The 18,102-nt window shown below is 68.2% G+C and carries 26 protein-coding genes and 2 tRNA genes; 25 read left to right on the top strand and 3 right to left on the bottom strand.

The features are described 5' to 3' along the window. The 19 genes from BM064_RS27425 to BM064_RS11000 form a co-directional block, all read left to right on the top strand. Nucleotides 1-305 (top strand): hypothetical protein (locus BM064_RS27425; protein WP_218161009.1); only part of this gene is annotated, 305 nt, incomplete at its 5' end. Nucleotides 306-351: 46 nt separating this feature from the next. After that, on the top strand, nucleotides 352-609 hold the full coding sequence (locus BM064_RS11090) for a hypothetical protein (RefSeq protein WP_092859815.1): 258 nt from the start codon (nucleotides 352-354) through the stop codon (nucleotides 607-609). Further along, nucleotides 609-806, top strand: coding sequence for a hypothetical protein (locus BM064_RS11085; RefSeq protein WP_092859814.1), 198 nt, complete (start codon nucleotides 609-611; stop codon nucleotides 804-806). Before BM064_RS11090 ends, BM064_RS11085 begins: the two co-directional genes overlap by 1 nt. Next, nucleotides 806-1,204: a hypothetical protein gene (locus tag BM064_RS11080; RefSeq protein WP_092859813.1), complete on the top strand. Its 399-nt coding sequence runs from the start codon at nucleotides 806-808 to the stop codon at nucleotides 1,202-1,204. The genes BM064_RS11085 and BM064_RS11080 overlap by 1 nt, the downstream gene beginning before the upstream one ends. Beyond that, nucleotides 1,201-1,536 carry a hypothetical protein gene (locus BM064_RS11075; RefSeq protein ID WP_092859812.1) on the top strand — a complete coding sequence of 112 codons (336 nt, stop codon included), beginning with the start codon at nucleotides 1,201-1,203 and terminating at the stop codon, nucleotides 1,534-1,536. Before BM064_RS11080 ends, BM064_RS11075 begins: the two co-directional genes overlap by 4 nt. Next, nucleotides 1,533-1,721 carry a hypothetical protein gene (locus BM064_RS11070; RefSeq protein WP_092859811.1) on the top strand — a complete coding sequence of 63 codons (189 nt, stop codon included), beginning with the start codon at nucleotides 1,533-1,535 and terminating at the stop codon, nucleotides 1,719-1,721. Before BM064_RS11075 ends, BM064_RS11070 begins: the two co-directional genes overlap by 4 nt. Then, nucleotides 1,714-2,127, top strand: a complete 414-nt coding sequence (locus tag BM064_RS11065; RefSeq protein ID WP_092859810.1) for a hypothetical protein — start codon at nucleotides 1,714-1,716, stop codon at nucleotides 2,125-2,127. The genes BM064_RS11070 and BM064_RS11065 overlap by 8 nt, the downstream gene beginning before the upstream one ends. 259 nt (nucleotides 2,128-2,386) lie before the next feature. Beyond that, the gene (locus BM064_RS11055) at nucleotides 2,387-2,584 is read left to right on the top strand and encodes a hypothetical protein (RefSeq protein WP_092859808.1); all 198 of its coding nucleotides are present in this window, start codon (nucleotides 2,387-2,389) and stop codon (nucleotides 2,582-2,584) included. A 3-nt stretch (nucleotides 2,585-2,587) separates the two neighbouring features. Further along, entirely contained in the window at nucleotides 2,588-3,067 is a 480-nt protein-coding gene (locus tag BM064_RS11050) for a hypothetical protein (protein ID WP_092859807.1), read from the top strand. Continuing rightward, on the top strand, nucleotides 3,064-3,654 hold the full coding sequence (locus BM064_RS11045) for a hypothetical protein (protein WP_092859806.1): 591 nt from the start codon (nucleotides 3,064-3,066) through the stop codon (nucleotides 3,652-3,654). The genes BM064_RS11050 and BM064_RS11045 overlap by 4 nt, the downstream gene beginning before the upstream one ends. Then, the gene (locus BM064_RS11040; protein WP_092859805.1) at nucleotides 3,647-4,117 is read left to right on the top strand and encodes a DUF5131 family protein; all 471 of its coding nucleotides are present in this window, start codon (nucleotides 3,647-3,649) and stop codon (nucleotides 4,115-4,117) included. Before BM064_RS11045 ends, BM064_RS11040 begins: the two co-directional genes overlap by 8 nt. Beyond that, nucleotides 4,114-4,440, top strand: coding sequence for a hypothetical protein (locus BM064_RS11035; protein WP_092859804.1), 327 nt, complete (start codon nucleotides 4,114-4,116; stop codon nucleotides 4,438-4,440). Before BM064_RS11040 ends, BM064_RS11035 begins: the two co-directional genes overlap by 4 nt. After that, entirely contained in the window at nucleotides 4,437-4,916 is a 480-nt protein-coding gene (locus BM064_RS11030; RefSeq protein WP_092859803.1) for a hypothetical protein, read from the top strand. Before BM064_RS11035 ends, BM064_RS11030 begins: the two co-directional genes overlap by 4 nt. Next, nucleotides 4,903-5,433, top strand: a complete 531-nt coding sequence (locus BM064_RS11025) for a DUF1643 domain-containing protein (RefSeq protein WP_092859802.1) — start codon at nucleotides 4,903-4,905, stop codon at nucleotides 5,431-5,433. The genes BM064_RS11030 and BM064_RS11025 overlap by 14 nt, the downstream gene beginning before the upstream one ends. Beyond that, complete coding sequence (locus tag BM064_RS11020; RefSeq protein WP_092859801.1) at nucleotides 5,423-5,608, top strand: hypothetical protein; 186 nt, start codon at nucleotides 5,423-5,425, stop codon at nucleotides 5,606-5,608. The genes BM064_RS11025 and BM064_RS11020 overlap by 11 nt, the downstream gene beginning before the upstream one ends. Then, nucleotides 5,605-5,898: a helix-turn-helix domain-containing protein gene (locus tag BM064_RS11015; RefSeq protein WP_092859800.1), complete on the top strand. Its 294-nt coding sequence runs from the start codon at nucleotides 5,605-5,607 to the stop codon at nucleotides 5,896-5,898. Before BM064_RS11020 ends, BM064_RS11015 begins: the two co-directional genes overlap by 4 nt. A 2-nt stretch (nucleotides 5,899-5,900) precedes the next feature. Then, nucleotides 5,901-6,308: a zinc-finger-containing protein gene (locus tag BM064_RS11010; RefSeq protein ID WP_092859799.1), complete on the top strand. Its 408-nt coding sequence runs from the start codon at nucleotides 5,901-5,903 to the stop codon at nucleotides 6,306-6,308. Next, a complete protein-coding gene (locus BM064_RS11005; protein ID WP_092859798.1) occupies nucleotides 6,308-6,670 on the top strand; it encodes a helix-turn-helix domain-containing protein in 363 nt (120 codons plus the stop codon). Before BM064_RS11010 ends, BM064_RS11005 begins: the two co-directional genes overlap by 1 nt. A gap of 2 nt (nucleotides 6,671-6,672) precedes the next feature. Beyond that, nucleotides 6,673-7,575 (top strand): tyrosine-type recombinase/integrase, encoded by a 903-nt coding sequence (locus BM064_RS11000; RefSeq protein WP_177236211.1) that lies wholly within the window; start codon nucleotides 6,673-6,675, stop codon nucleotides 7,573-7,575. A 52-nt stretch (nucleotides 7,576-7,627) separates the two neighbouring features. Here BM064_RS11000 and BM064_RS10995 read toward each other — a convergent pair. Further along, nucleotides 7,628-7,704 (bottom strand) — tRNA-Pro (locus BM064_RS10995). Between the two features lie 162 nt (nucleotides 7,705-7,866). Here BM064_RS10995 and BM064_RS10990 point away from each other — a divergent pair. Both BM064_RS10990 and BM064_RS10985 read left to right on the top strand, forming a co-directional pair. Further along, nucleotides 7,867-7,941 (top strand) — tRNA-Gln (locus tag BM064_RS10990). 237 nt (nucleotides 7,942-8,178) lie between these two features. Next, nucleotides 8,179-9,281, top strand: a protein-coding gene (locus BM064_RS10985; protein WP_092859796.1) for an IS3 family transposase whose coding sequence is annotated in 2 segments (ribosomal slippage) — nucleotides 8,179-8,440 and nucleotides 8,440-9,281 — 1,104 coding nt in all. Because the reading frame shifts where the segments join, the coding sequence is not laid out codon by codon here. A gap of 72 nt (nucleotides 9,282-9,353) precedes the next feature. Here BM064_RS10985 and BM064_RS10980 read toward each other — a convergent pair. Then, nucleotides 9,354-11,801, bottom strand: a complete 2,448-nt coding sequence (locus tag BM064_RS10980; RefSeq protein ID WP_092859795.1) for an arylsulfatase — start codon at nucleotides 11,799-11,801, stop codon at nucleotides 9,354-9,356. Nucleotides 11,802-12,101: 300 nt separating this feature from the next. Further along, the gene (locus tag BM064_RS10975; protein WP_218161008.1) at nucleotides 12,102-12,734 is read right to left on the bottom strand and encodes a TetR/AcrR family transcriptional regulator; all 633 of its coding nucleotides are present in this window, start codon (nucleotides 12,732-12,734) and stop codon (nucleotides 12,102-12,104) included. A gap of 244 nt (nucleotides 12,735-12,978) precedes the next feature. On the opposite strand from BM064_RS10975, the gene BM064_RS10970 reads away from it, so the two are divergent. The 4 genes from BM064_RS10970 to BM064_RS10955 all read left to right on the top strand — a co-directional run bounded on the left by BM064_RS10970 (nucleotide 12,979) and on the right by BM064_RS10955 (nucleotide 18,101). Next, on the top strand, nucleotides 12,979-13,983 hold the full coding sequence (locus BM064_RS10970) for an alpha/beta fold hydrolase (RefSeq protein ID WP_218161007.1): 1,005 nt from the start codon (nucleotides 12,979-12,981) through the stop codon (nucleotides 13,981-13,983). 262 nt (nucleotides 13,984-14,245) lie between these two features. After that, complete coding sequence (locus tag BM064_RS10965) at nucleotides 14,246-14,878, top strand: (2Fe-2S)-binding protein (RefSeq protein ID WP_092859793.1); 633 nt, start codon at nucleotides 14,246-14,248, stop codon at nucleotides 14,876-14,878. Between the two features lie 3 nt (nucleotides 14,879-14,881). Continuing rightward, entirely contained in the window at nucleotides 14,882-15,898 is a 1,017-nt protein-coding gene (locus BM064_RS10960; RefSeq protein WP_092859792.1) for an FAD binding domain-containing protein, read from the top strand. Next, the gene (locus BM064_RS10955) at nucleotides 15,891-18,101 is read left to right on the top strand and encodes a xanthine dehydrogenase family protein molybdopterin-binding subunit (RefSeq protein WP_092859791.1); all 2,211 of its coding nucleotides are present in this window, start codon (nucleotides 15,891-15,893) and stop codon (nucleotides 18,099-18,101) included. Before BM064_RS10960 ends, BM064_RS10955 begins: the two co-directional genes overlap by 8 nt. Nucleotide 18,102 lies beyond the last annotated feature (1 nt).

The following is an 18,102-nucleotide window of genomic DNA, read 5'->3' as shown; positions in this document are numbered from 1 at the left end:
GGGGCGCGGCCTCCGCCACGGGCTCCAGGGGCGCGGCCTCCGCCACGGGCTCCAGCGGCGCGGCCTCTGCCACGGGCTACAGCGGCGCTGCCTCCGCCACGGGCAAGCACTCTGTCGCCGTGGCTTCGGGCTTTTCCGGCCGGGCGAAAGCTTCTGAAGGCTCTGCGATCTTCCTGGTGGAGCGCAGCGAAGCGTTCGGCGACTTCGGCGCGATCCTGCACGTCTTCTCCGGCATCGCCGGTCGTGACGGCATCGAGCCCGACGTCTTCTACACCCTGCGTGACGGCAAGCCTGTCGCCGCCTGACCCCACCCCCGCGCCGCCGAGGGTGCGCGCCAGCACGGAGGCCGAGATGCGCACTCCCCGAGAGCACGAGCGCCACGAGCGGTTCATTGCCGGGCTCAGCCAGGCCGCCGCCGCCGCGCCGGACACCGCAACGGAGAAGTGGCTGAACGAGGTGATCCGCAAGGAGGAGGCCGCCTTCGAGGCGACGCCCATCCCCTACGGCTTCACCGCCGCCCACGACGACGGAAGCCACCCCGCCGACCGCCACGCCAGCAACGCCCGCGCCGCCGAGTTCGAGCGCCGGGAAATCGGAGAGGAAGTCTGATGGCCCAGATCTACACCCACGCTTTCATCGAGCACCGCGCCGACGTCCGTTACATCGACAGCACCAGAACTGTGGACCTCGATGGTGTGCGCCTGACCTTCGCGGGCGATGAAGCGCCCCTGGCCCGCAAGATCTACGACCTGATCGTGGAGCATCGGCGGAACGCGCACCACGTCGAGATGATGGGGGCCGCGTGATGCGCGAAGTCCTGTTCGTCTACTTCGACCGTGACCGCGCGGCCCTGTCCAAGCGGGTCCCCTTCGAGCGCCGCGAGGCCGTATCCGATGCGATCTTCGCCGCTGGCGGCTTCGTGTTCGTGACCATCGTCCGCAAGGCTCCGCCCGCCCCGTCCGAATGGGGTCTGGAGAGCCGCATCCGCGAGGCTCTGGCTCTGGCTCCCGTCGCCAAGACTGCCCGCGAGCGCGCTTCTCTGGCCCTGCGCACGGCGGTTCGTGCCGGGACGATCTTCGAGAGCACGCCGGATGACGTGGAGGCCCTGGCTCCGCTCATGGATGGCCCGGACCCGGCAGCCGCCGCGGCCCGCTGGCTTACCGGCGCCGAGGCGCTGATGCAGGAAGGGAGGGTGAGCCAGTGACCGAGTGGAACACCGAGACCGAGTATCGGACGCGGGACGGGCGGGTGGCTCGCTTCGTGGGCTTGTCTCCGGATGGAACGCCTGTGTTCGCTGTGCTGATCGCCGGCAATGCGTGGGAAGTCGGAGTGCGCCGAAGAGATGGGAAATTCCATGTGGGCGTTGATTGCCCGGGCGACATCCTCCCTCCCCGCCGCGGCGTGTGGGTGCTGTGGAACCAAGCGACGGATCGGGCGGTCGAGTTCACGTACGCCTGCAACGATGCGCCACGGCTTAAGACCGAGAACCCTCAATACGAATGGCGCTTCTTCATCGGAGCGGAGGACCAGCCGTGACCCACCACGCCCCCGAAGGTTTCTTCGCCTACGTCGAGCGGGTTCCAAAGCCTGCTGCCCCGTCCTTCGCGGCCCTGGTCTACGCCGAAACAGGCCTGACCCCGGAGGAAGCCGCGCAGTCGTCTCTCTACACCGCCACGCTGATCGAGTGCTGGCATCGATCGCAGGAGACCCCCCATGGCTGACGACAATCTCGCCGACATGCTGGCCGAGGCGCTGGCTGCTATCGGAGCGCTGCCGGAAGGCTTCTGCGTCTGTCCGAACAGCCGTGATGCGAGGCGTCCCGAGCGCTTTCACGTAGGCGAATGCCGAGAGGCCCGCGCCGCCCTCGCCGCCCATGCCGCCGCCCGCGCCGACGTCATCCCGGTGCTGACCGCGGAGGCGATGCCGGAGGAGGACGGGTGGATTCCGTGGGAGGGCGGGGAGTGCCCGGTTCCGCCGGAGACGCTGGTGCAAATTCGGTGCAGGTCTGCGGGCCCGCCGAGTGAAGGCGAAGACATTGCGGAAGCCGCGAACTGGTTTTGGGGGCGAGGCCGAAAGCCAGCGTTTTACGATCTGATCGCCTACCGCCTCCACAAGGAGCCCCGGTGATGCCCGACCCTCACGACGACCGCTTCGGCTGCGCATGGGGCTCCGCCACCAATGGCCGCTCTGACCCGCAGCCCCTCGCCCGGATCGCCCTCGGGCAGGCCGCCGCGCCCAAGCCCAACCCGTGGAAGCAGCCCTGCAAGCGCAGGACGCACCGCAGCAACCGCCTGCCTCTCCGGCCGAGCCCTTGGAGGTGGGTGTTCGTCGCAGGCGTGGCGTTCTGGATCGCCGTCGCCGCTCTGATTGCATGGGGGATTTGGGGATGAGCCTCTACCCCTGCGACTCCTGCCGCAAGCTCTTTCCGGAGGACGCCCTGCACGAGGGCGAGGGCGGAATCTCGCTCTGCGACGACTGCGCCCGACGTGAGCGCCCTGAGACGAAGGCCGAGCGCGTGGCCCTGTGGGTCGTGATCGCGCTGACCCTGGCGGCGCTGAGCGCGCCTTTCTGGATGGGGGATTGAGAGATGGATCTGCGCGAGAAGATGGCGCGGAAGATCGCCAAAGAGGATGGCTACGACGATTACGAATGGAAAGGGGCGTCGAGTGGTTTTCACAATTGGTATCTCCGCCGCGCCGACGCCGCCCTCTCCGTCCTGCGCGCCGAGGCGGGGGACGTGGGGGCTCGCGCTGGCCGCCTCGCCAAGGACTGCCGCGATGCGGCGCAAGCCCTCGCCAAGACTGGCACGTTCCCGACGGGGCAGTCCATTCTTCTCGAAGCCGCCGACGCCCTCGAAGCCCAGGCCGCCGAGCTGGCGCAGGTGCGGGGGGAGCGGGACAGGCTGCGGGTGGCGCTGGCAGACCTGACCTCTTGGTTCGATGACGGCCCAAGCCGCTACGGGCCTTGGATCATCAAGGCGGGGGACCCCGGCGCCGATGCCGCTGTCGAGTTCGCCCGCGCCACCCTGGCCCCTGCCGCGGCCGACGAGAGCGGGGAGGCGGCATGACCGACCGACCGATCATCTTCAGCGGCCCCATGGTCCGTGCGCTCCTGGAGGGGCGGAAGACCCAAACGCGACGGGCCCTTCCGACAGCGCATCCGAAGTTCGCCAACCACGGCGTCTTGGACCCTGAGGCGCTGACCGACCCTCTGGAGGTCTGGTATTGGGATGGGGTTCACGACCGCGTGGGCGCAAGCTATCGCCTGCCCTATGCTCCCAGCAACCGCCTATGGGTGAGGGAGACCTTCGCCCACGACTGCGACGGCGTTGGCTGCGCCTACCGCGCCGACGGCGAGAGCCTCGGGTGGACGTCGCCCCTCTTCATGCCTCGCCGCCTGTCCCGCCTGACCCTGACCGTCACCGACGTCCGCGTGCAGCGGGTGCAGGAGATCATCCGCGGCGACGCGATGGAGGAAGGGTGCCCGTTCCCGAACATGGCGGACGGCCCAGATCCCCGAGACTGGTTCCGGGAACTCTGGGACAGCCTCAACGCCAAGCGCGGCCTCGGCTGGGAGGCAAACCCCTGGGTGGCGGCGCTTACCTTCGAGGTCCACCGATGCAACATCGACAAGCTGGAGGCGGGGGATGCGTGAGGCAGCGGAAGTGCCGGCCGACGAATGGGACGATGTTCCGCAGCCGGTCGACCCCGATTTCGTCGCCCAGGCGCGCGAAGACTGGGGCGCCGGCTTCGACGAGGAGTGCGGCCTGCAGGCCGATCAGCCGGCGCTCGACTGGGTCATCGTCGGCGGCGAGTCCGGCCCCGGCGCCCGGCCTATGCACCCCGAATGGGCGCGGAGCCTGCGGGACCAGTGCCAGGCGGCGGGCGTGCCGTTCTTCTTCAAGCAGTGGGGAGCGTGGGCGCCATCTTCACTCGGTCCCGACATCGCGCGCGCCTCGCAACAGGAGCGGGTCTGGCGGGACGGTGAGTGGACTGGGGCTGCGATCAGCCCGGTTGAGTGCTCGGCCCCCGATACGATGAACCTCGTCAGCAAGGCCGCCGCCGGCCGCCTTCTCGACGGCCGCACCTGGGACGAGATGCCGGAGGCCTCCCGATGATCGACCCCTTCAAGACGGGCACGCCCCGAGATCGCCTGAACGCGCTCGTCGAGCGGTCCGCCACCGTGATCCTGCACGGGACGAAGTTCGGCGGGATGCCGCGGGAGGACGTCATCTGCGACATCGCCGCGGCGGGCCGGGACGAGATCGCGCGCCTGGAGAAGGAGATCGAGGCGCTGCTGGAGGCTGGCAACAAGATGAGCATTGCCGCGCAGACCACCGGCGGGGTTGCGGGACGCGATGAGGGGCTGTGCGAGGCTGTCGCCGGCTGGGCCGCCCTTTCCCCTGGCGGGGCCGACGAGAGCGGGGAGGCGGGGGAATGATGGACAAGCCGCGAATTTGGACAAGCGTTAGCGAACAGCGCCCGCCGAACAAGCCGGGGAAGGTCCGCCTGCGCATCACAGAAAAAATCTTGGGTCTGGTGATGACCCCGGAGTGGACCGCCGAAATGCAACTGGTTGGAATGGGGCATTTCGCAAGCGAGTATTGGCCGCAAGGGGCGACCAATTGGGACGGATACCGCAGAACCTTCATCTCGGAGTACGAGTGGAGCCCGTCACACGACGAAGACTCAGAGGGGGTCGTCTGGCATGGGCTTGGCCTGCTCCCATGCCCCTTCACAGGGAAAGAGCCGACGGTTGAATACCTCGGACGGTGGATCGGCGCGCCCCCCAATCGCACGGAGTGGATCGGCCTGCGATCCCACCTTGTGAAAAGCCTCGGGTGGACGAGTGCGGCGGCCCTTCGGGATGCATGGAACAAGCGCGCCAACACGGAGGCCACCGATGGCGAGGGCTGAGGAACTGCGGGCGCTGGAGCCCGCCTCCGGTGCGGTGATCTCGGACTGCGGGCTCTACCGCTACCGCCTGTGGCGCCGGTGGGGTGCTGGGCCGACCTGCGTCTTCATCATGCTCAACCCGAGCACGGCGGACGCGAAGCAGGATGACCCGACGATCCGCCGTTGCATCGGCTTCGCGAAGCGCGAGGGATGCGGCGGGCTCGTGGTGGCGAACCTTTTCGCCTACCGCGCCACGTCGCCGAAGGACATGAAGGCCGCGAGCGATCCGGTCGGCCCGAAGAACGACGAGCACCTGCGTTGGTGCGCCGATCTGGCGACCGGTCCTGTGATCGCTGGATGGGGCACCCACGGGTCCTTCATGGGGCGGGCCGCGGTGGTTCGACGGATGCTCTCCGGCCGGATCTCGCACCTAGGCCTCACGGCCGCTGGGGAGCCGCGCCACCCGCTTTACCTCAAGGGTGACGCCATCCTCCGCGCCCTCGCCGCCGAGAAGGAGGGGGAGAGCGATGCGCCTTAACGATCCCTACAACCGCATCATGAGGGCGGCCAAGGCAGGCAAGGGCGTTCGACTGTCCGCAGACGAGGTGTGGGATCTTCACCTGGACGACGCTATCGCGACGCGGGCCCATTTCCTCCAGGAGGAGGAGGAGGCCCGCCGCCGCGCCACCAAGGACGGGGAGGGTAACGAATGACTGATGCTGCGTTCTTCTGGCGGATCATCCGCACCGCCGCCGCTTTCCGAGGGAAGACAATGGCGGATGTCGCCCGAGACTTGGGTGTCTCTCAGCAGCACCTTCGGGCCTATGAGGCTCGCGGGAAGTTTCTGAACAGCCGCCGGCTTATCGACTTGTCGAAGTCTTTGGACGTCAGCGTCGAAACCCTGATGACGCCCGAGGCTCTGGACCAGATCGAGGACGTTCTGAACGACCGCCGGCCGCGCATGACTCCTCGACAGCTTTACCTCGCGCAGGAGCCCCTCTGACCATGCCCCGCGCGCCCGCCCTCCGCCTCTGGTGCTGCGGCTGCAATGCCGAGGTCGCCCCGCGCCTGACCGACGGGCGCGAGATCTACCCGCATCGCGACGACCTCGCGAGCCTTCCGTTCTGGCGCTGCGACGCCTGCCGGAACTTCGTCGGGTGCCATCACAAGACCAAGGATCGGACCCGACCTCTCGGGTGCATCCCGACGCCTGAAGTCAAAAACGCCCGCCAGCACATTCACCGCATTCTCGATCCGATTTGGAAAGCGGGCAGGATGCCTCGCGGAAAGGTCTATGCGCAGATCGCGTCTCGCCTCGGGGTTGAGGAGTACCACACCGCCGAGATCCGGAGCGTGGAGGAGGCGCGCCGCGTCTACCGTGCCGTTCGTGAGATCGCACAGGAGATCGCCTGATGCCCCGCGCGCCCGCCCCGCAGATGCTCACGGTCGAAGAAGCCGCACAGGCAATCCACGCCAGCGTCAGCCCGAACACCGTTCGGCAGGCCATCCGCGAAGGCCGGCTTGCCGCGGTCAAGATCGGAAAGCGATACTTCATCGCTCCCCGCGATCTCCAGAGGTTCATCCGATGCCCCGACGCCGCAAGCCAGCCCGCCTCGCTCAACGTTCAGACGGATCGTGGGTCATCCGAGACGGAGACGTCTACCAGCGGACAGGCTATGGCGCTGGACAGCATCGCGAGGCTGAAGCAGCCCTCGCCGCCTACATCGCAAGCCGCCGGCCGACGCGCATCGGCCCCGCACAGCCGGGGGAGATGAAGTTGGGCGAGGTCATCGCGACATACCTGGACGGGCGCGGGCCGGAGGTCGCCGACCCCGAGCGGCTAGCCTACGCCGCGCAGGCGCTTCTCCCGTTCTGGGCGGAGAAGACCGTGGACACGGTGAAGCGCGCGACGTGCCTCGCCTACGTCCGGTGGCGGACCACGACCGGCCGCACGATCAAGGACGCCAAGGGACGCGAGCGAGCCTTCGCGCCGGCCTCCGAAGCCACGGCTCGGCGGGAGTTGGGAACGCTGCAAGCCGCGCTCCGCTGGTGCGTGGGCGACGGCAAGCTGGTGGCGGCCCCGACCGTCACGCTGCCGGCGAAGCCCCCTGCCCGCGACCGCTGGCTGACGCGGGACGAGGCGGCTGCCCTCCTGCGCGCCGCGAGCCCGCACCTGCGCCGCTTCATCCTGATCGCGCTCTACACCGGGCGGCGGCATGACGCGATCCTCGGCCTGAGATGGGTGGAGCCCATCGACCGGAGCGCCGGGCATGTGGATCTGCGCCGGGGCGTGATCCACTTCCGCGGCGCGGCCGAGCGGCAGACCAAGAAGCGCCGGGGATCGGTGGCGATGCCGCGCCAGCTAGCCGCGCACATGCGCCGCTGGCAGGCCATGGACCACGCCGGGGCCTCTCATGTCGTCATGTGGGACGGGGAGCCCATCAAGTCCGTGAAGCGAGCGTGGGGCGAGGCGCGCGCCCGGGCCGGGCTAGGCAGGGACGTCACGCCCCACACGCTTAAGCACACGGCCGTCACCTGGGCGTTTCAGGGCGGGATCACCCGAGAGGATGCGGCGGACTACTTCGACACGACCGCGGCGACGCTGGAAGCGGTCTACCGGGCGCATTCGCCGGACCATCAGGGGCGGGCTGTGTCCATCATGGAGCGCCGCGGCCGATGATCAATCCGAGCGAATATCTGGGCGGGTCGGTCCGGAAAGACCAGCTAAGTGCTGGTCGGAGTGAGAGGATTCGAACCTCCGACCCCTGCCTCCCGAAGACAGTGCTCTACCAGGCTGAGCTACACTCCGGACCGAGCTCCGGGGGACTCGGCGTCTCCCCGTTGCGGCGCTGGAACTAGCAGGGCGCCGGGCGGGGCGCAAGGCGTTTCCTTGGTCGCAGGGGAGCGCCCCTCCGCCGCCTCGCGCGGGGCTTGCCGCCCGCGGCGCGCAGGGCTAGGTTCCGCCGCGCATTGGGGCGTCGCCAAGTGGTAAGGCAGCGGTTTTTGGTACCGCCATTCGCAGGTTCGAATCCTGCCGCCCCAGCCATCCAGTCCGCTCTCATGCATTTGAATAACATGCATCAAGAACGCAGCTTCCGCTCGTAACACCTGCTCGTGACACTGAAGACTTCGATGGCAAGCGCCCTGATCGCATGCGAGTTGGCCGCGCTCGCGCCCACCGACTCGAGAGCGGCGCTCTGGCTGCTCTGCCCCCTGGAAACTGGATCGCGGATGGCTTGAGTTTCCCGCTACGATTTCCCTGGCTGGGAGAGGAGCGGAGACGATGAAGGCATCGCGGTTTTCGGAGGCGCAGAAGGCGTTCATCCTGAAGCAGGGCGAAGAAGGGACGCCGGTGGCGGAGATCTGCCGCAAGGCTGGGATCAGCCAGGCGACCTGCTTCAACCGGCGCAAGAAGTACGCCGGTCGGCTGCCTGACGAGATGCGGCGGCTGAAGGCGCTCGAGGACGAGAACGCACGGCTGAAGAAGATCGTGGCGGACCTCACGCTGGACCGGGAGATGCTCCAGGACGTCATCCGCCGAAAGCTCTGAGGCCTGCCCGTTTGCGGGAACTGGTCGGCGGGCTGATGGCGGACTGGGGCGTGTCGATCCGGCGGGGTTGCCGGATCCTGGATTTCGACACGTCCAGCTGCCACTGCAAGTCACGCCGAACCGGGCAGGCCGGACTGGAACGCCGGATCAGGGAGATCTGCGAGACGCGCGTGCGTTACGGCTATCGCCGGGTGCATGTGCTGCTGCGGCGCGAGGGCTGGGGGGTGAACATGAAGAAGACCCGCAGGATTTACACCGAGTTGGGCCTGCAGCTACGCAACAAGCACCCGAAGCGCCGGGTGAAGGCGAAGCTGCGCGAGGACCGCCAGGAGGCCATCGGCCCGAACGACGTCTGGGCGATGGACTTCGTGCACGATCAGCTCGCCACGGGCCGCAAGCTGCGGATCCTGACGGTGGTCGACACCCATTCCCGGCTCTGTCCCGCGGTCGATCCGAGGTTCACCTATCGCGGCGAGGACGTGGTGCAGACGCTGGAACGGGTGTGCGGCCAGCTCGGCTATCCGAAGACCATCCGGGTCGACAACGGCAGCGAGTTCATCTCCCGCGACCTGGATCTGTGGGCCTACGCCAACGACGTGACCCAGGAGTTCTCCCGGCCCGGCAAGCCCACCGACAACGGCTTCATCGAGGCGTTCAACAGCAAGCTCCGGGCGGAGTGCCTGAACACGCACTGGTTCATGGGGCTTGCCGACGCCCGCGAAAAGCTGGACGCTTGGCGCAGAGACGACAACGAGGTCAGACCGCACAGCGCCATCGGGTACAAGGTCCCGAGCGACGTGCACAATCCCGGTGACGCCGCCAGCCTGTCACCCTGATCAGAGCCGGGAGACTCCAAGCCCGGGCGATCCAGAGAACGGTCTCAGAGCAATTGCTTCAGCGTCGTCTGGCTACTGCGAATAGGCTCTTGTCTGATTTTCCCGATACGCCCTCAGTTGCTCCTCGGACAGTGCGTGCTCCGTGATGCTGATCACCACGCTGTCGAGGTCACCGGTGAACTCGAACGGAACCTGGTAGTCCTCGCTGATCGGCGTGCCGGTGTCGGAGCCGATGTCGAGCGTCTCGTCCAGCGACATGCGATACCCGATCGTTCGGGGCAACCTCTCGCTGGCGACGACGACCCCATCGACCGAGAGCGTCGCAACGCCCCCCTTGCCGACCCCGTCGCCGTCGTAGACGAAATCGACCGTCACCGTGTGGCTTCCGGGCGGGAGCGCGTCGGGACCTTCGACCTGATAGCGCTCGACGCCGGCCAGGTTGTAATGGAACACCGGCTTGCCTTCGAGAAGATAGAGGCCCGGTCCGGCGAACCGACCGCCCTGGGTCATGAGCACGCCTTCGGCCCCGCCGTCCGGTATCCCGATCGCCGCCTTGATGCCGAAGGACTTGTTCTTCAGATCGGGCGCCGATCCTTCCGGAATTCGGATCATGCCGTCATAGTATGTGAACGCGTTGAGATGACGGATGTTGCTGGGACGGTTGCTGACGTCCAGGCGCTCGACCTTGGTGCCATCCAGCGGCAGAACGTTGTATTTGACGGCCTCCATGTAGAACAGACGCTGAAGTTCCCGAAGTTTTTCGGGCTCGTCGGCCGCTAGATTCTCGGCCTGCGAGAAGTCCTCCCTGATGTTGTAGAGCTCCCACTCGTAGCCGTCGATGGGATCGACCGCCTGCACGAGGCTGACCCAGGGCGGCGACGTCGGCGTCGTCGTCGCGACCCAGCCGTCGTTGTAGATCGCCCGGTTTGCGAACATCTCGAAATACTGGGTCTTGCGGGCGCTGTCCGCCGCGCCATCGTCGAAGGCATAGGCCATGCTGACGCCCTCGACGGGCGCCTGATCGACGCCATAGACCCGGTTCGGCTCGACGATGCCTGTCGCTTCCAGGACCGTCGGCAACACGTCGATGACGTGGTGAAACTGGCTGCGCACCTCGCCCTTGGCCCTGATGCCAGCCGGCCAGTGAACGACCATGCCGTTGCGGGTGCCGCCGAAATGCGAGGCGACCTGCTTGGTCCACTGGAACGGGGTGTCCATCGCGTGGGCCCATCCGACCGGATAGTGGTTGAAGGTCATCGGCCCGCCGAGCTCGTCGATGCGGGCGAGGAGTTCGTCGAAATCCTCCGGGATGTTGTTGAAGAAGGTCATCTCGTTGAGCAGGCCCTGCGGGCTGCCCTCGGCCGAGGCGCCGTTGTCCCCCATGATGTAGATCACGATCGTGTCGTCGAGTTCGCCCAGATCGTCGATGGCCTCGACCAGCCGGCCGATCTGGTGATCGGCATGCGACAGCGCGGCCGCGTAGACCTCCATCATCCGTGCGAAGACCTTCTTCTGGTCGTCGGTCTGGTCCTCCCAGGGTTCGATGCCTGCGGAACGCGCGGTCAGTTCCGTGTTTTCCGGAACGACGCCGATCTCTTTCTGGCGGGCGAAGGTCATTTCCCTCTGTTCGTCCCAGCCGTGATCGAACTTGCCCGCGAACTTCTCGATCCAGTCCTTCGGCGCATGGTGCGGCGCATGCGCCGTCCCCGGCGCATAGTAGACGAAGAACGGCTTGTCCGGCGCGACGGCCTTCTGCATCCGCACCCAGTTGATGGCCCTGTCGGCCATGTCTTTGTCGAAGTTGTAGTCCGAATCGGCGTGAGGCGGTTCGACCGGGCGCGTATTCTCGACGATCGCCGGCGCCCACTGGCTCGTGTCGCCGCCGACGAAACCATAGAAGTATTCGAACCCGAGCCCGACAGGCCACAGATCGAACGGGCCGGCCTGGCTTGTGTGCCAGTCAGGCACGTTGTGGTTCTTGCCGAACCAGGCCGTGTTATAGCCGTTGAGTTTCAGGATATCGCCGAGACCCCGCTTGGACTGCGAGATCAGCGTGTTGTAGCCGGGATATCCGACTCCGATTTCCATGATGCCGCCGGTCGAGACGCTGTGGTGGTTGCGACCGGTCAGAAGGGCGGCTCGGGTCGGAGAGCACAGCGCCGTCGTGTGGAACTGCGTGAAGCGCAGCCCCTCGGCGGCAAGCCGGTCGAACGTCTCTGTCGGGATCGGGCCGCCGAAGGTGCTGCTGGCGCCGAACCCGACATCGTCGGTCAGGATCAGCAGGACGTTCGGTGCGTCGGGAGGGGCGCTGACCTCCACCGGGAAATCTTTCTCAGAGTCCTCCGGCCGCAGCCCGATTTTGCCTTTGAACGGAGAGTCGGGGATTGGAAGCGCGTTGCGGACGAACGGGTCCTTCGTCCCGGCATCCTGCGCGGAGCCCTGACCTGGCGCCAGCAGAACAATGGACGCGGCGAGCACCATGGCCGGACCAGCGATACGCGATGACCTGGGGATGTGCATGTTGGTCCCTTCCGCAAGGGGTGACAGACCTTCCTTGGCCCGCGGCCCGCCTGCACGAAACGAACGTTGCAAAAGACCAACGGTTGCCGACTCAGTCATGCTCAAGCAATCATACCGCCGAAACCGAATGCACTTAAGCTGAAATGCAGGATCGATTTAGGGCTGCGGGCCTTCAGGAAGCCCGATCCAGCCATCGACTTGTCCAGGCTGCTGTTTTTCGCGCCGACTTTGCATATGGACGGCAAGGTCCGCCGAGCCGGCCTCCGCAGCGCCGGGCGTGCCGCCGGGAACGGGTGGCCGTCAGGCGACGTCGGGCCCCGCTCGTCTCTTCGATCCAGGGTTCGGCCCGGGCGCTGGGGGAATGCGTTCGGGCAGCTGGCCAGCTTCGGCGACGCGGGCATCCCACCCGCCCATGGCGTGCTGCACCACGGCCCGGAGTTCGTCGCGCGTCGCCCCGTCGCGGGCGAGGATCGACATGCCGAACTGGACGGTCTGCACGAAACGCGCGAGCCCGTGAACGTCGATCGCCCGGGGGAGCTCGCCGCTCGACACGGCTTCCTCGAGGCGCGCCTTCAGCCGCGTGAGGTTCACCTCGCGCTCCGACCGCATCAGGTCGTGCAGCTCCGGATGCTCGTCGCGGCTCACCGAGGACAACGTCACCATGCATCCCGACGGACGCTCTTCCGCAGCGCCCGTCAGTCGATCCGCGGACCAGTTCAGGTAGCGCTCGATGGCCGCGCGAACCGGGCGGGTTCCCTCCAGCCGGTCCCACGCGGACGGGTCGAAGCTGTCCCGATAATGTCGCAGCGCCTCGACGTAGAGCGCCTCTTTCGAACCGAAGGCCGCGTAGAGGCTCGGCGATCCGATCCCCATCGCCTGCGTCAGGTCGCTGATCGAGGTGGCCTCGAAGCCCTTGCGCCAGAACAGGATCATCGCCTGCTCCAGCGCCGCGCCCCGGTCGAAGGACCGCGGACGACCGCGGCGACGGGTCGTTGCGGCCTCCGGTGTTTTCCCTGAGTTCTGCATCGATCGATACATATCAAGATTGACCACAGCCGGCAACGGCCATAGATATATGTAGTGATCACCACACAAATGTCCGGCGACGCCGGAGGCCGAGAGCGTCTCCGCCCGTCGGGCCCTCCTCTCCAGACGACCCGCAATGAACGGAGCTCCCATGATGCCGATGAGGTCCACGATCGCCGCGGCGGTCCTTTCCCTGGCGTTCGCGATGCCGACGCCGGCGGCGGAACCCGAGAATCCGTACCAGGGCATCGACGTCTCCGATGAGACCCTGGTCAGCGAGCTCGCCGGCTTCGAGCGCGGCTTCGCGGAGGTGAACGGCGTCCGCCTGCACTATGTGGAAGGCGGCGAAGGCACGCCGATCATCCTGATGCCCGGCTGGCCGCAGACGTGGTGGGCATTCCACAAGATCATGCCGGCGCTCGCGCAGAAGCACCATGTCGTCGCCGTCGACATCCGCGGCATGGGCGCCTCGGAGAAGCCCGAAGGCGGGTACGACAAGAAGACGATGGCGCGCGACATCCAGGAGCTGATCCACGCCCTCGGCTACGAGAAGGCGCACATCGTCGGGCACGACATCGGTTCGCATGTCGCCTACGCGTTCGCGGCCAACCATCCCGAGGCCGCATGGTCGACGACGTATCTCGACGTGGCCGGCCTGCCCGCGAGCATCAAGGACCTGAAGCTCCTTCCCGAACCGGGTTCCTCGGGCGATTTCGCCGACACCTTCTTCCTGTGGTGGTTCGCCTTTCACCAGGTGAACGGAATGCCGGAGAAGCTGATCGAGGGGAGGGCTCACATCTACCAGGAGTGGTTCTGGGACAACCTTCTTTACGACAGCGACGCGATCACGACGCGCGATCGGGCCGTCTACGCCAACGCCTACAACTCGGCCGGCGGCATCCGCGGCGGCAACGGCTGGTACAAGGCGTACCCGCAGGATCTCGTGGACAACGCCGCATACCCCGAGCGGATCGAGGGCCCGACCCTTGGCATCGGCGGCCTTGGCCACGTCATTCTGGCCGACTTCATGGAAAAGCGTCACGTCGATCCGGAACTGGTCCACCTTCAGGAGAGCGGCCACTACGTCGCCGAGGAAGCCCCGGACGAGGTGACCCGGCTGATCCTGGGCTTCATCGACGGCGTCGAGAACCGTTGAGCGAAGGCGCCGCCTCGGCGGAGGACCGCCCCGTCGGATTTTCTGTGGCGATCGACAGATAATTCGTTGACGGGGCGGTTCGGCGCCTCTACTTTTTTGTATTGCTCGATACACAAAGAGTCGGGCGCGGCCGTTCCGCCGGCAGGCTGACCGCCGGCCGCCCCCCGCTGCGGCCCACGCGCCGCAAGGCTACTGGCGATGTCGACCGCGGCGACCGTTCTGCCGGACGCGCCGTCGCGACCGCGAGATGCGAGGCTGATCGATGAACGATGGAACAGGATCCCGCGAGCCGACCTCTCCGGGGCGGCGGCGCTTCCTCATCAGCACCGCGTTGAGCGGCGCCGCGCCGATGATGGGCCGGATCGGACCGGCCGAGGCCGCCGAGACCGGCGCCCCGCCCGCCGTAACGCCCGGGGCGATGCCGACGATGGCGATCAGCCTGACGGTGAACGGCCGGACGCACCGACTCGATCTCGACCCGCGCAAGACGCTGCTCGACGGCCTGCGCGAAGAGATCGGCCTCACCGGGGTCAAGAAGGGGTGCGATCATGGACAGTGCGGCGCCTGCACCGTCCTGATCGACGGGCGCCGCGAACTCTCGTGCCTGACGCTCGCCGCCGCAGCCGAGGGCCGCGAGGTCGTCACCGTCGAGGGCCTCGCCGCAGCGGATGGGACGCTGCACCCCATGCAGCAGGCGTTCATCGACCACGACGCCCTGCAATGCGGCTACTGCACGCCGGGGCAGATCCTGTCCGCCATCGGCTGCGTGCAGGAAGGCCACGCCGAAACGGCGGACGACATCCGCGAGTACATGAGCGGCAACATCTGCCGGTGCGCGGCGTATCCCAACATCGTCGCCGCCGTCGCCGACGCGCGCGCCAGGATGGAGGGATAAGCGATGCGCCCCTTCCAGTACTTGAAGGCGACGAACGTCGCCGGCGCGCTGAGGGCCGGCAGGGACGCCTCCGACGACCCCTCGGCGACCGCATATCTGGCCGGGGGGACGACGCTTCTCGACCTGATGAAGCTCGACGTGATCGGGCCGACGCGGTTGATCGATCTTCGCGCCCTCGCCTCGGAGCACGGGACGATCCGGGTCGACGGAGACGCTTTGCGGCTCGGCGCCTTCGCGTCGATGGCCGCCGCCGCCGATCACCCCGACGTCCGCGAACGCGCCCCGGTCATCGCCCAGAGCCTGTCGCTGGCCGCCAGCGCGCAGCTGCGGAACATGGCGACCCTCGGCGGCAACGTCCTGCAACGCACCCGTTGCGCCTATTTCCGCGATCCGTCGTGGGCGGCCTGCAACAAGCGCCGCCCGGGCAGCGGCTGCGCGGCGGTCGGAGGGGCGAACCGCCAGCATGCGGTGCTCGGCGCCGGCGCGGACTGCATCGCCGCCTATCCGGGCGACTTCGCCCAGGCCCTGATCGCGCTCGACGCCACCGTCCGCCTCGTCGGCCCGGAGGGCGCGCGCTCGATCGCGTTCTCGGACCTGCACCGCGACCCGAAAGGCGCCCCGCATCTCGAGACGACGCTGAAGCCGGGGGAGATCGTCACGGAGTTCGTCGTGCCGGCCGCGCGATGGGCCCGTCGCTCGCTCTACCTCAAGATACGCGATCGGCAGTCCTATGAGTTCGCGGTCACCTCCGCCGCGGTCGCTCTGGACATCGAAGACGGCGTCGTCGGCGAAGCGCGCATCGCCCTCGGCGGGGTCGCCACGCGCCCCTGGCGCGCCACGACGGCCGAAGAGACGCTGCGCGGCGCGGTTCTCACCGAGGCGCGCGCCGCGGAGGCCGGCCGCGCCGCCTTCGCGGGGGCCGTGGCGCAATCCCACAACGCGTTCAAGATCGAGCTTGGTCGGCGGACGATCGTCCGGGCGCTTCTCGCCGCAGCCGCGATGGAGGTCGACCATGGCTGACGCTCTCTTTCCGCAGGCGTCCGGCGCGGGCGGGCGGCCCTTCCCCCGCCACGAGGCGCGCGAGAAGGTCACCGGCCGGGCGAGCTTCGCCGCCGACATGCGGCTTGCCGGGACCGCCTACGCCTTCCTTCTCACGAGCCGGATCGGACGCGGCGCCATCGCCGCCTTCGATCGCGCCGAAGCCGCCGCCCTTCCGGGCGTCATCGACATTCTGACCTTCGAGGAGCTTGCCGACGAGGTCCGTCCCGTCCCCTTCGTCTTCGAAGGCGGTTACGTCGCCGATACGCTGCGGCCGATGGCGACCGCCGACGTCGCCCACTGGGGCCAGCCGATCGCGCTCGTCCTCGCCGAGCGCGAGGAGATCGCGCGCGAGGCGGCCGGCCTGATCACGGTCGCCTATCGCGACGTGAAGCCGCCCGCCGCCGACATCGACGCGGATGCGGCCGAGACGCTGCCGCTCGAGTCCCTGGAGGAGAGCGTCGGCGACTTCGCCGCCGCCTTCGCGGATGCGCCGGTGAGGATCGAGGCGCGATACACGACGCCGCCGCAGCACCACAACGCCATGGAGCTGCTCGCAACCCAGTGCCGATGGGACGGCGACCGGCTGACGGTCTACGAGCCGAGCCAGTACGTGAACAACGTCAAGCATGGCCTGGCGCAGCAGCTTGGCATCGACCCGGCGCGCATCCGCGTCGTCAGCCCCTATGTCGGCGGCGGCTTCGGCGGGAAGGGCTTCCTGACGCAGCGCACGGCGCTGATCGCCATCGCCGCGAGAAGGCTGGGCCGGCCGGTCAAGCTGGTCGCGACGCGCGAGCAGGGCTTCACCCTGTCGACCTATCGCGCGGAGACCCGGCACGACGTCCGCCTGGCGGCAAGCCGCAACGGCAGGCTTCTGGCGCATGCCCAGGAGGGGTGGGAGCTGACCTCGCGGGCGGACGTGCTGGCCTTCGGCGGCTCGGAGATGACGACGCGGCTCTACGCCTGCCCCAACATCCATCGCCGGGTGAACGTCGTCCGCGCGGACCGCTCCACGCCCGGCTTCATGCGCGCGCCGGCCGAGATGCCCTATCCGTTCGCGCTGGAGAGCGCGCTCGACGAGCTCGCCCATGCCCTGAACATGGATCCCGTCGAGCTGCGGCGGGTCAACGACACCGAGGTCGAGCCCTTCGGCGGCAGGCCCTACACGAGCCGCTCGCTGATGCCCTGCTTCGACGCGGCGAGCGACGCGTTCGGATGGCGCGACCGCACGCCGGAACCCGGCTCGATGAGGGACGGCGACTGGCTGGTCGGCTGGGGCTGCGCGGCCGCCTTCTATCCCACCTACGCCGCCGACGCCGCGGCGCGGGTGCGCCTGTCGGCCGACGGACGCGTCCACGTGGCGAGCGCGACCCACGAACTGGGTCAGGGAAACTACACGATGATGGCGCAGGTCGCCGCGGAGCGCTTGGGCGTGCCGATCGAGGCCGTCACGGTGTCGCTCGGCGACACCGACCTGCCGCCGGCCCCGGTGACGGGCGGCTCGGTCGGCGCCGCCAGTCTCGCTCCGGCGGTGATGGCGGCCTGCGACGCCATCCTGCGGCGCCTCGGCTCGGACGGCGCGCCGGCCTCCGATGCGCTGGCCGCGCTGGCCGCCTCGGGACAAGGCGCCGTCGAGGAGTATGCCGAGACGCGTCCGCACGGCGTCACCCCCGAGACCATCGGCGCCCTCTCCCGCGGGGCCGCCTTCCCGGCGGGCGGCGTTCATCTGCCGGATCGGGTGCAGTTCGCCTTCGGCGCCCATTTCGTCGAGGTCCGCGTGCATTCGCGCACCCGCGAGATTCGCGTGCCCCGCGCGGTCGGGGCCTTCGCGGCAGGGCGCATCATCAACCCGCGCATGGTCCATTCCCAGCTCGTCGGCGGAATGATCTGGGGCCTCGCCTCGGCCTTGCACGACGCAACGGAGATCGACGGCCGCAACGGCAGCTACATGAACGCGAACCTGGCCGACTACCTGGTTCCGGTGAACGCCGACATCGGCGAGGTCGAGGCGATCCTCGTCCCGGAGGAGGACCGACGCGTCAACGCGGCCGGCGTGAAAGGCGTGGGCGAGCTCGGAACCGTCGGCGCCGCGGCGGCCGTGGCGAACGCCGTCCACCATGCGACCGGGACGCGCCTGCGCAGCCTGCCGCTGCGGCTCGAGCATCTCCTCGCGGACGGCGGATGAA

The sequence above is a fragment of the Albimonas pacifica genome, assembly GCF_900113695.1.
Lineage (GTDB): Bacteria > Pseudomonadota > Alphaproteobacteria > Rhodobacterales > Rhodobacteraceae > Albimonas > Albimonas pacifica.
This window is presented reverse-complemented; position numbering and strand designations above follow the sequence as displayed.

Bases quoted from the DNA above. Each gene is read 5' to 3' on its own strand.
- BM064_RS11040 (WP_092859805.1), top strand. From the start codon at position 3,647: ATGCGTGAGGCAGCGGAAGTGCCGGCCGACGAATGGGACGATGTTCCG.
- BM064_RS11015 (WP_092859800.1), top strand. From the start codon at position 5,605: ATGACTGATGCTGCGTTCTTCTGGCGGATCATCCGCACCGCCGCCGCT.
- BM064_RS11005 (WP_092859798.1), top strand. From the start codon at position 6,308: ATGCCCCGCGCGCCCGCCCCGCAGATGCTCACGGTCGAAGAAGCCGCA.
- BM064_RS10970 (WP_218161007.1), top strand. From the start codon at position 12,979: ATGATGCCGATGAGGTCCACGATCGCCGCGGCGGTCCTTTCCCTGGCG.
- BM064_RS10960 (WP_092859792.1), top strand. From the start codon at position 14,882: ATGCGCCCCTTCCAGTACTTGAAGGCGACGAACGTCGCCGGCGCGCTG.
- BM064_RS10955 (WP_092859791.1), top strand. From the start codon at position 15,891: ATGGCTGACGCTCTCTTTCCGCAGGCGTCCGGCGCGGGCGGGCGGCCC.
- BM064_RS11035 (WP_092859804.1), top strand. From the start codon at position 4,114: ATGATCGACCCCTTCAAGACGGGCACGCCCCGAGATCGCCTGAACGCG.
- BM064_RS11055 (WP_092859808.1), top strand. From the start codon at position 2,387: ATGAGCCTCTACCCCTGCGACTCCTGCCGCAAGCTCTTTCCGGAGGAC.
- BM064_RS11065 (WP_092859810.1), top strand. From the start codon at position 1,714: ATGGCTGACGACAATCTCGCCGACATGCTGGCCGAGGCGCTGGCTGCT.
- BM064_RS10980 (WP_092859795.1), bottom strand. From the start codon at position 11,801: ATGCACATCCCCAGGTCATCGCGTATCGCTGGTCCGGCCATGGTGCTC.
- BM064_RS11085 (WP_092859814.1), top strand. From the start codon at position 609: ATGGCCCAGATCTACACCCACGCTTTCATCGAGCACCGCGCCGACGTC.
- BM064_RS11025 (WP_092859802.1), top strand. From the start codon at position 4,903: ATGGCGAGGGCTGAGGAACTGCGGGCGCTGGAGCCCGCCTCCGGTGCG.
- BM064_RS10975 (WP_218161008.1), bottom strand. From the start codon at position 12,734: ATGATCCTGTTCTGGCGCAAGGGCTTCGAGGCCACCTCGATCAGCGAC.
- BM064_RS11020 (WP_092859801.1), top strand. From the start codon at position 5,423: ATGCGCCTTAACGATCCCTACAACCGCATCATGAGGGCGGCCAAGGCA.
- BM064_RS11090 (WP_092859815.1), top strand. From the start codon at position 352: ATGCGCACTCCCCGAGAGCACGAGCGCCACGAGCGGTTCATTGCCGGG.
- BM064_RS11030 (WP_092859803.1), top strand. From the start codon at position 4,437: ATGATGGACAAGCCGCGAATTTGGACAAGCGTTAGCGAACAGCGCCCG.
- BM064_RS11050 (WP_092859807.1), top strand. From the start codon at position 2,588: ATGGATCTGCGCGAGAAGATGGCGCGGAAGATCGCCAAAGAGGATGGC.
- BM064_RS11080 (WP_092859813.1), top strand. From the start codon at position 806: ATGCGCGAAGTCCTGTTCGTCTACTTCGACCGTGACCGCGCGGCCCTG.
- BM064_RS11045 (WP_092859806.1), top strand. From the start codon at position 3,064: ATGACCGACCGACCGATCATCTTCAGCGGCCCCATGGTCCGTGCGCTC.
- BM064_RS10965 (WP_092859793.1), top strand. From the start codon at position 14,246: ATGAACGATGGAACAGGATCCCGCGAGCCGACCTCTCCGGGGCGGCGG.
- BM064_RS11010 (WP_092859799.1), top strand. From the start codon at position 5,901: ATGCCCCGCGCGCCCGCCCTCCGCCTCTGGTGCTGCGGCTGCAATGCC.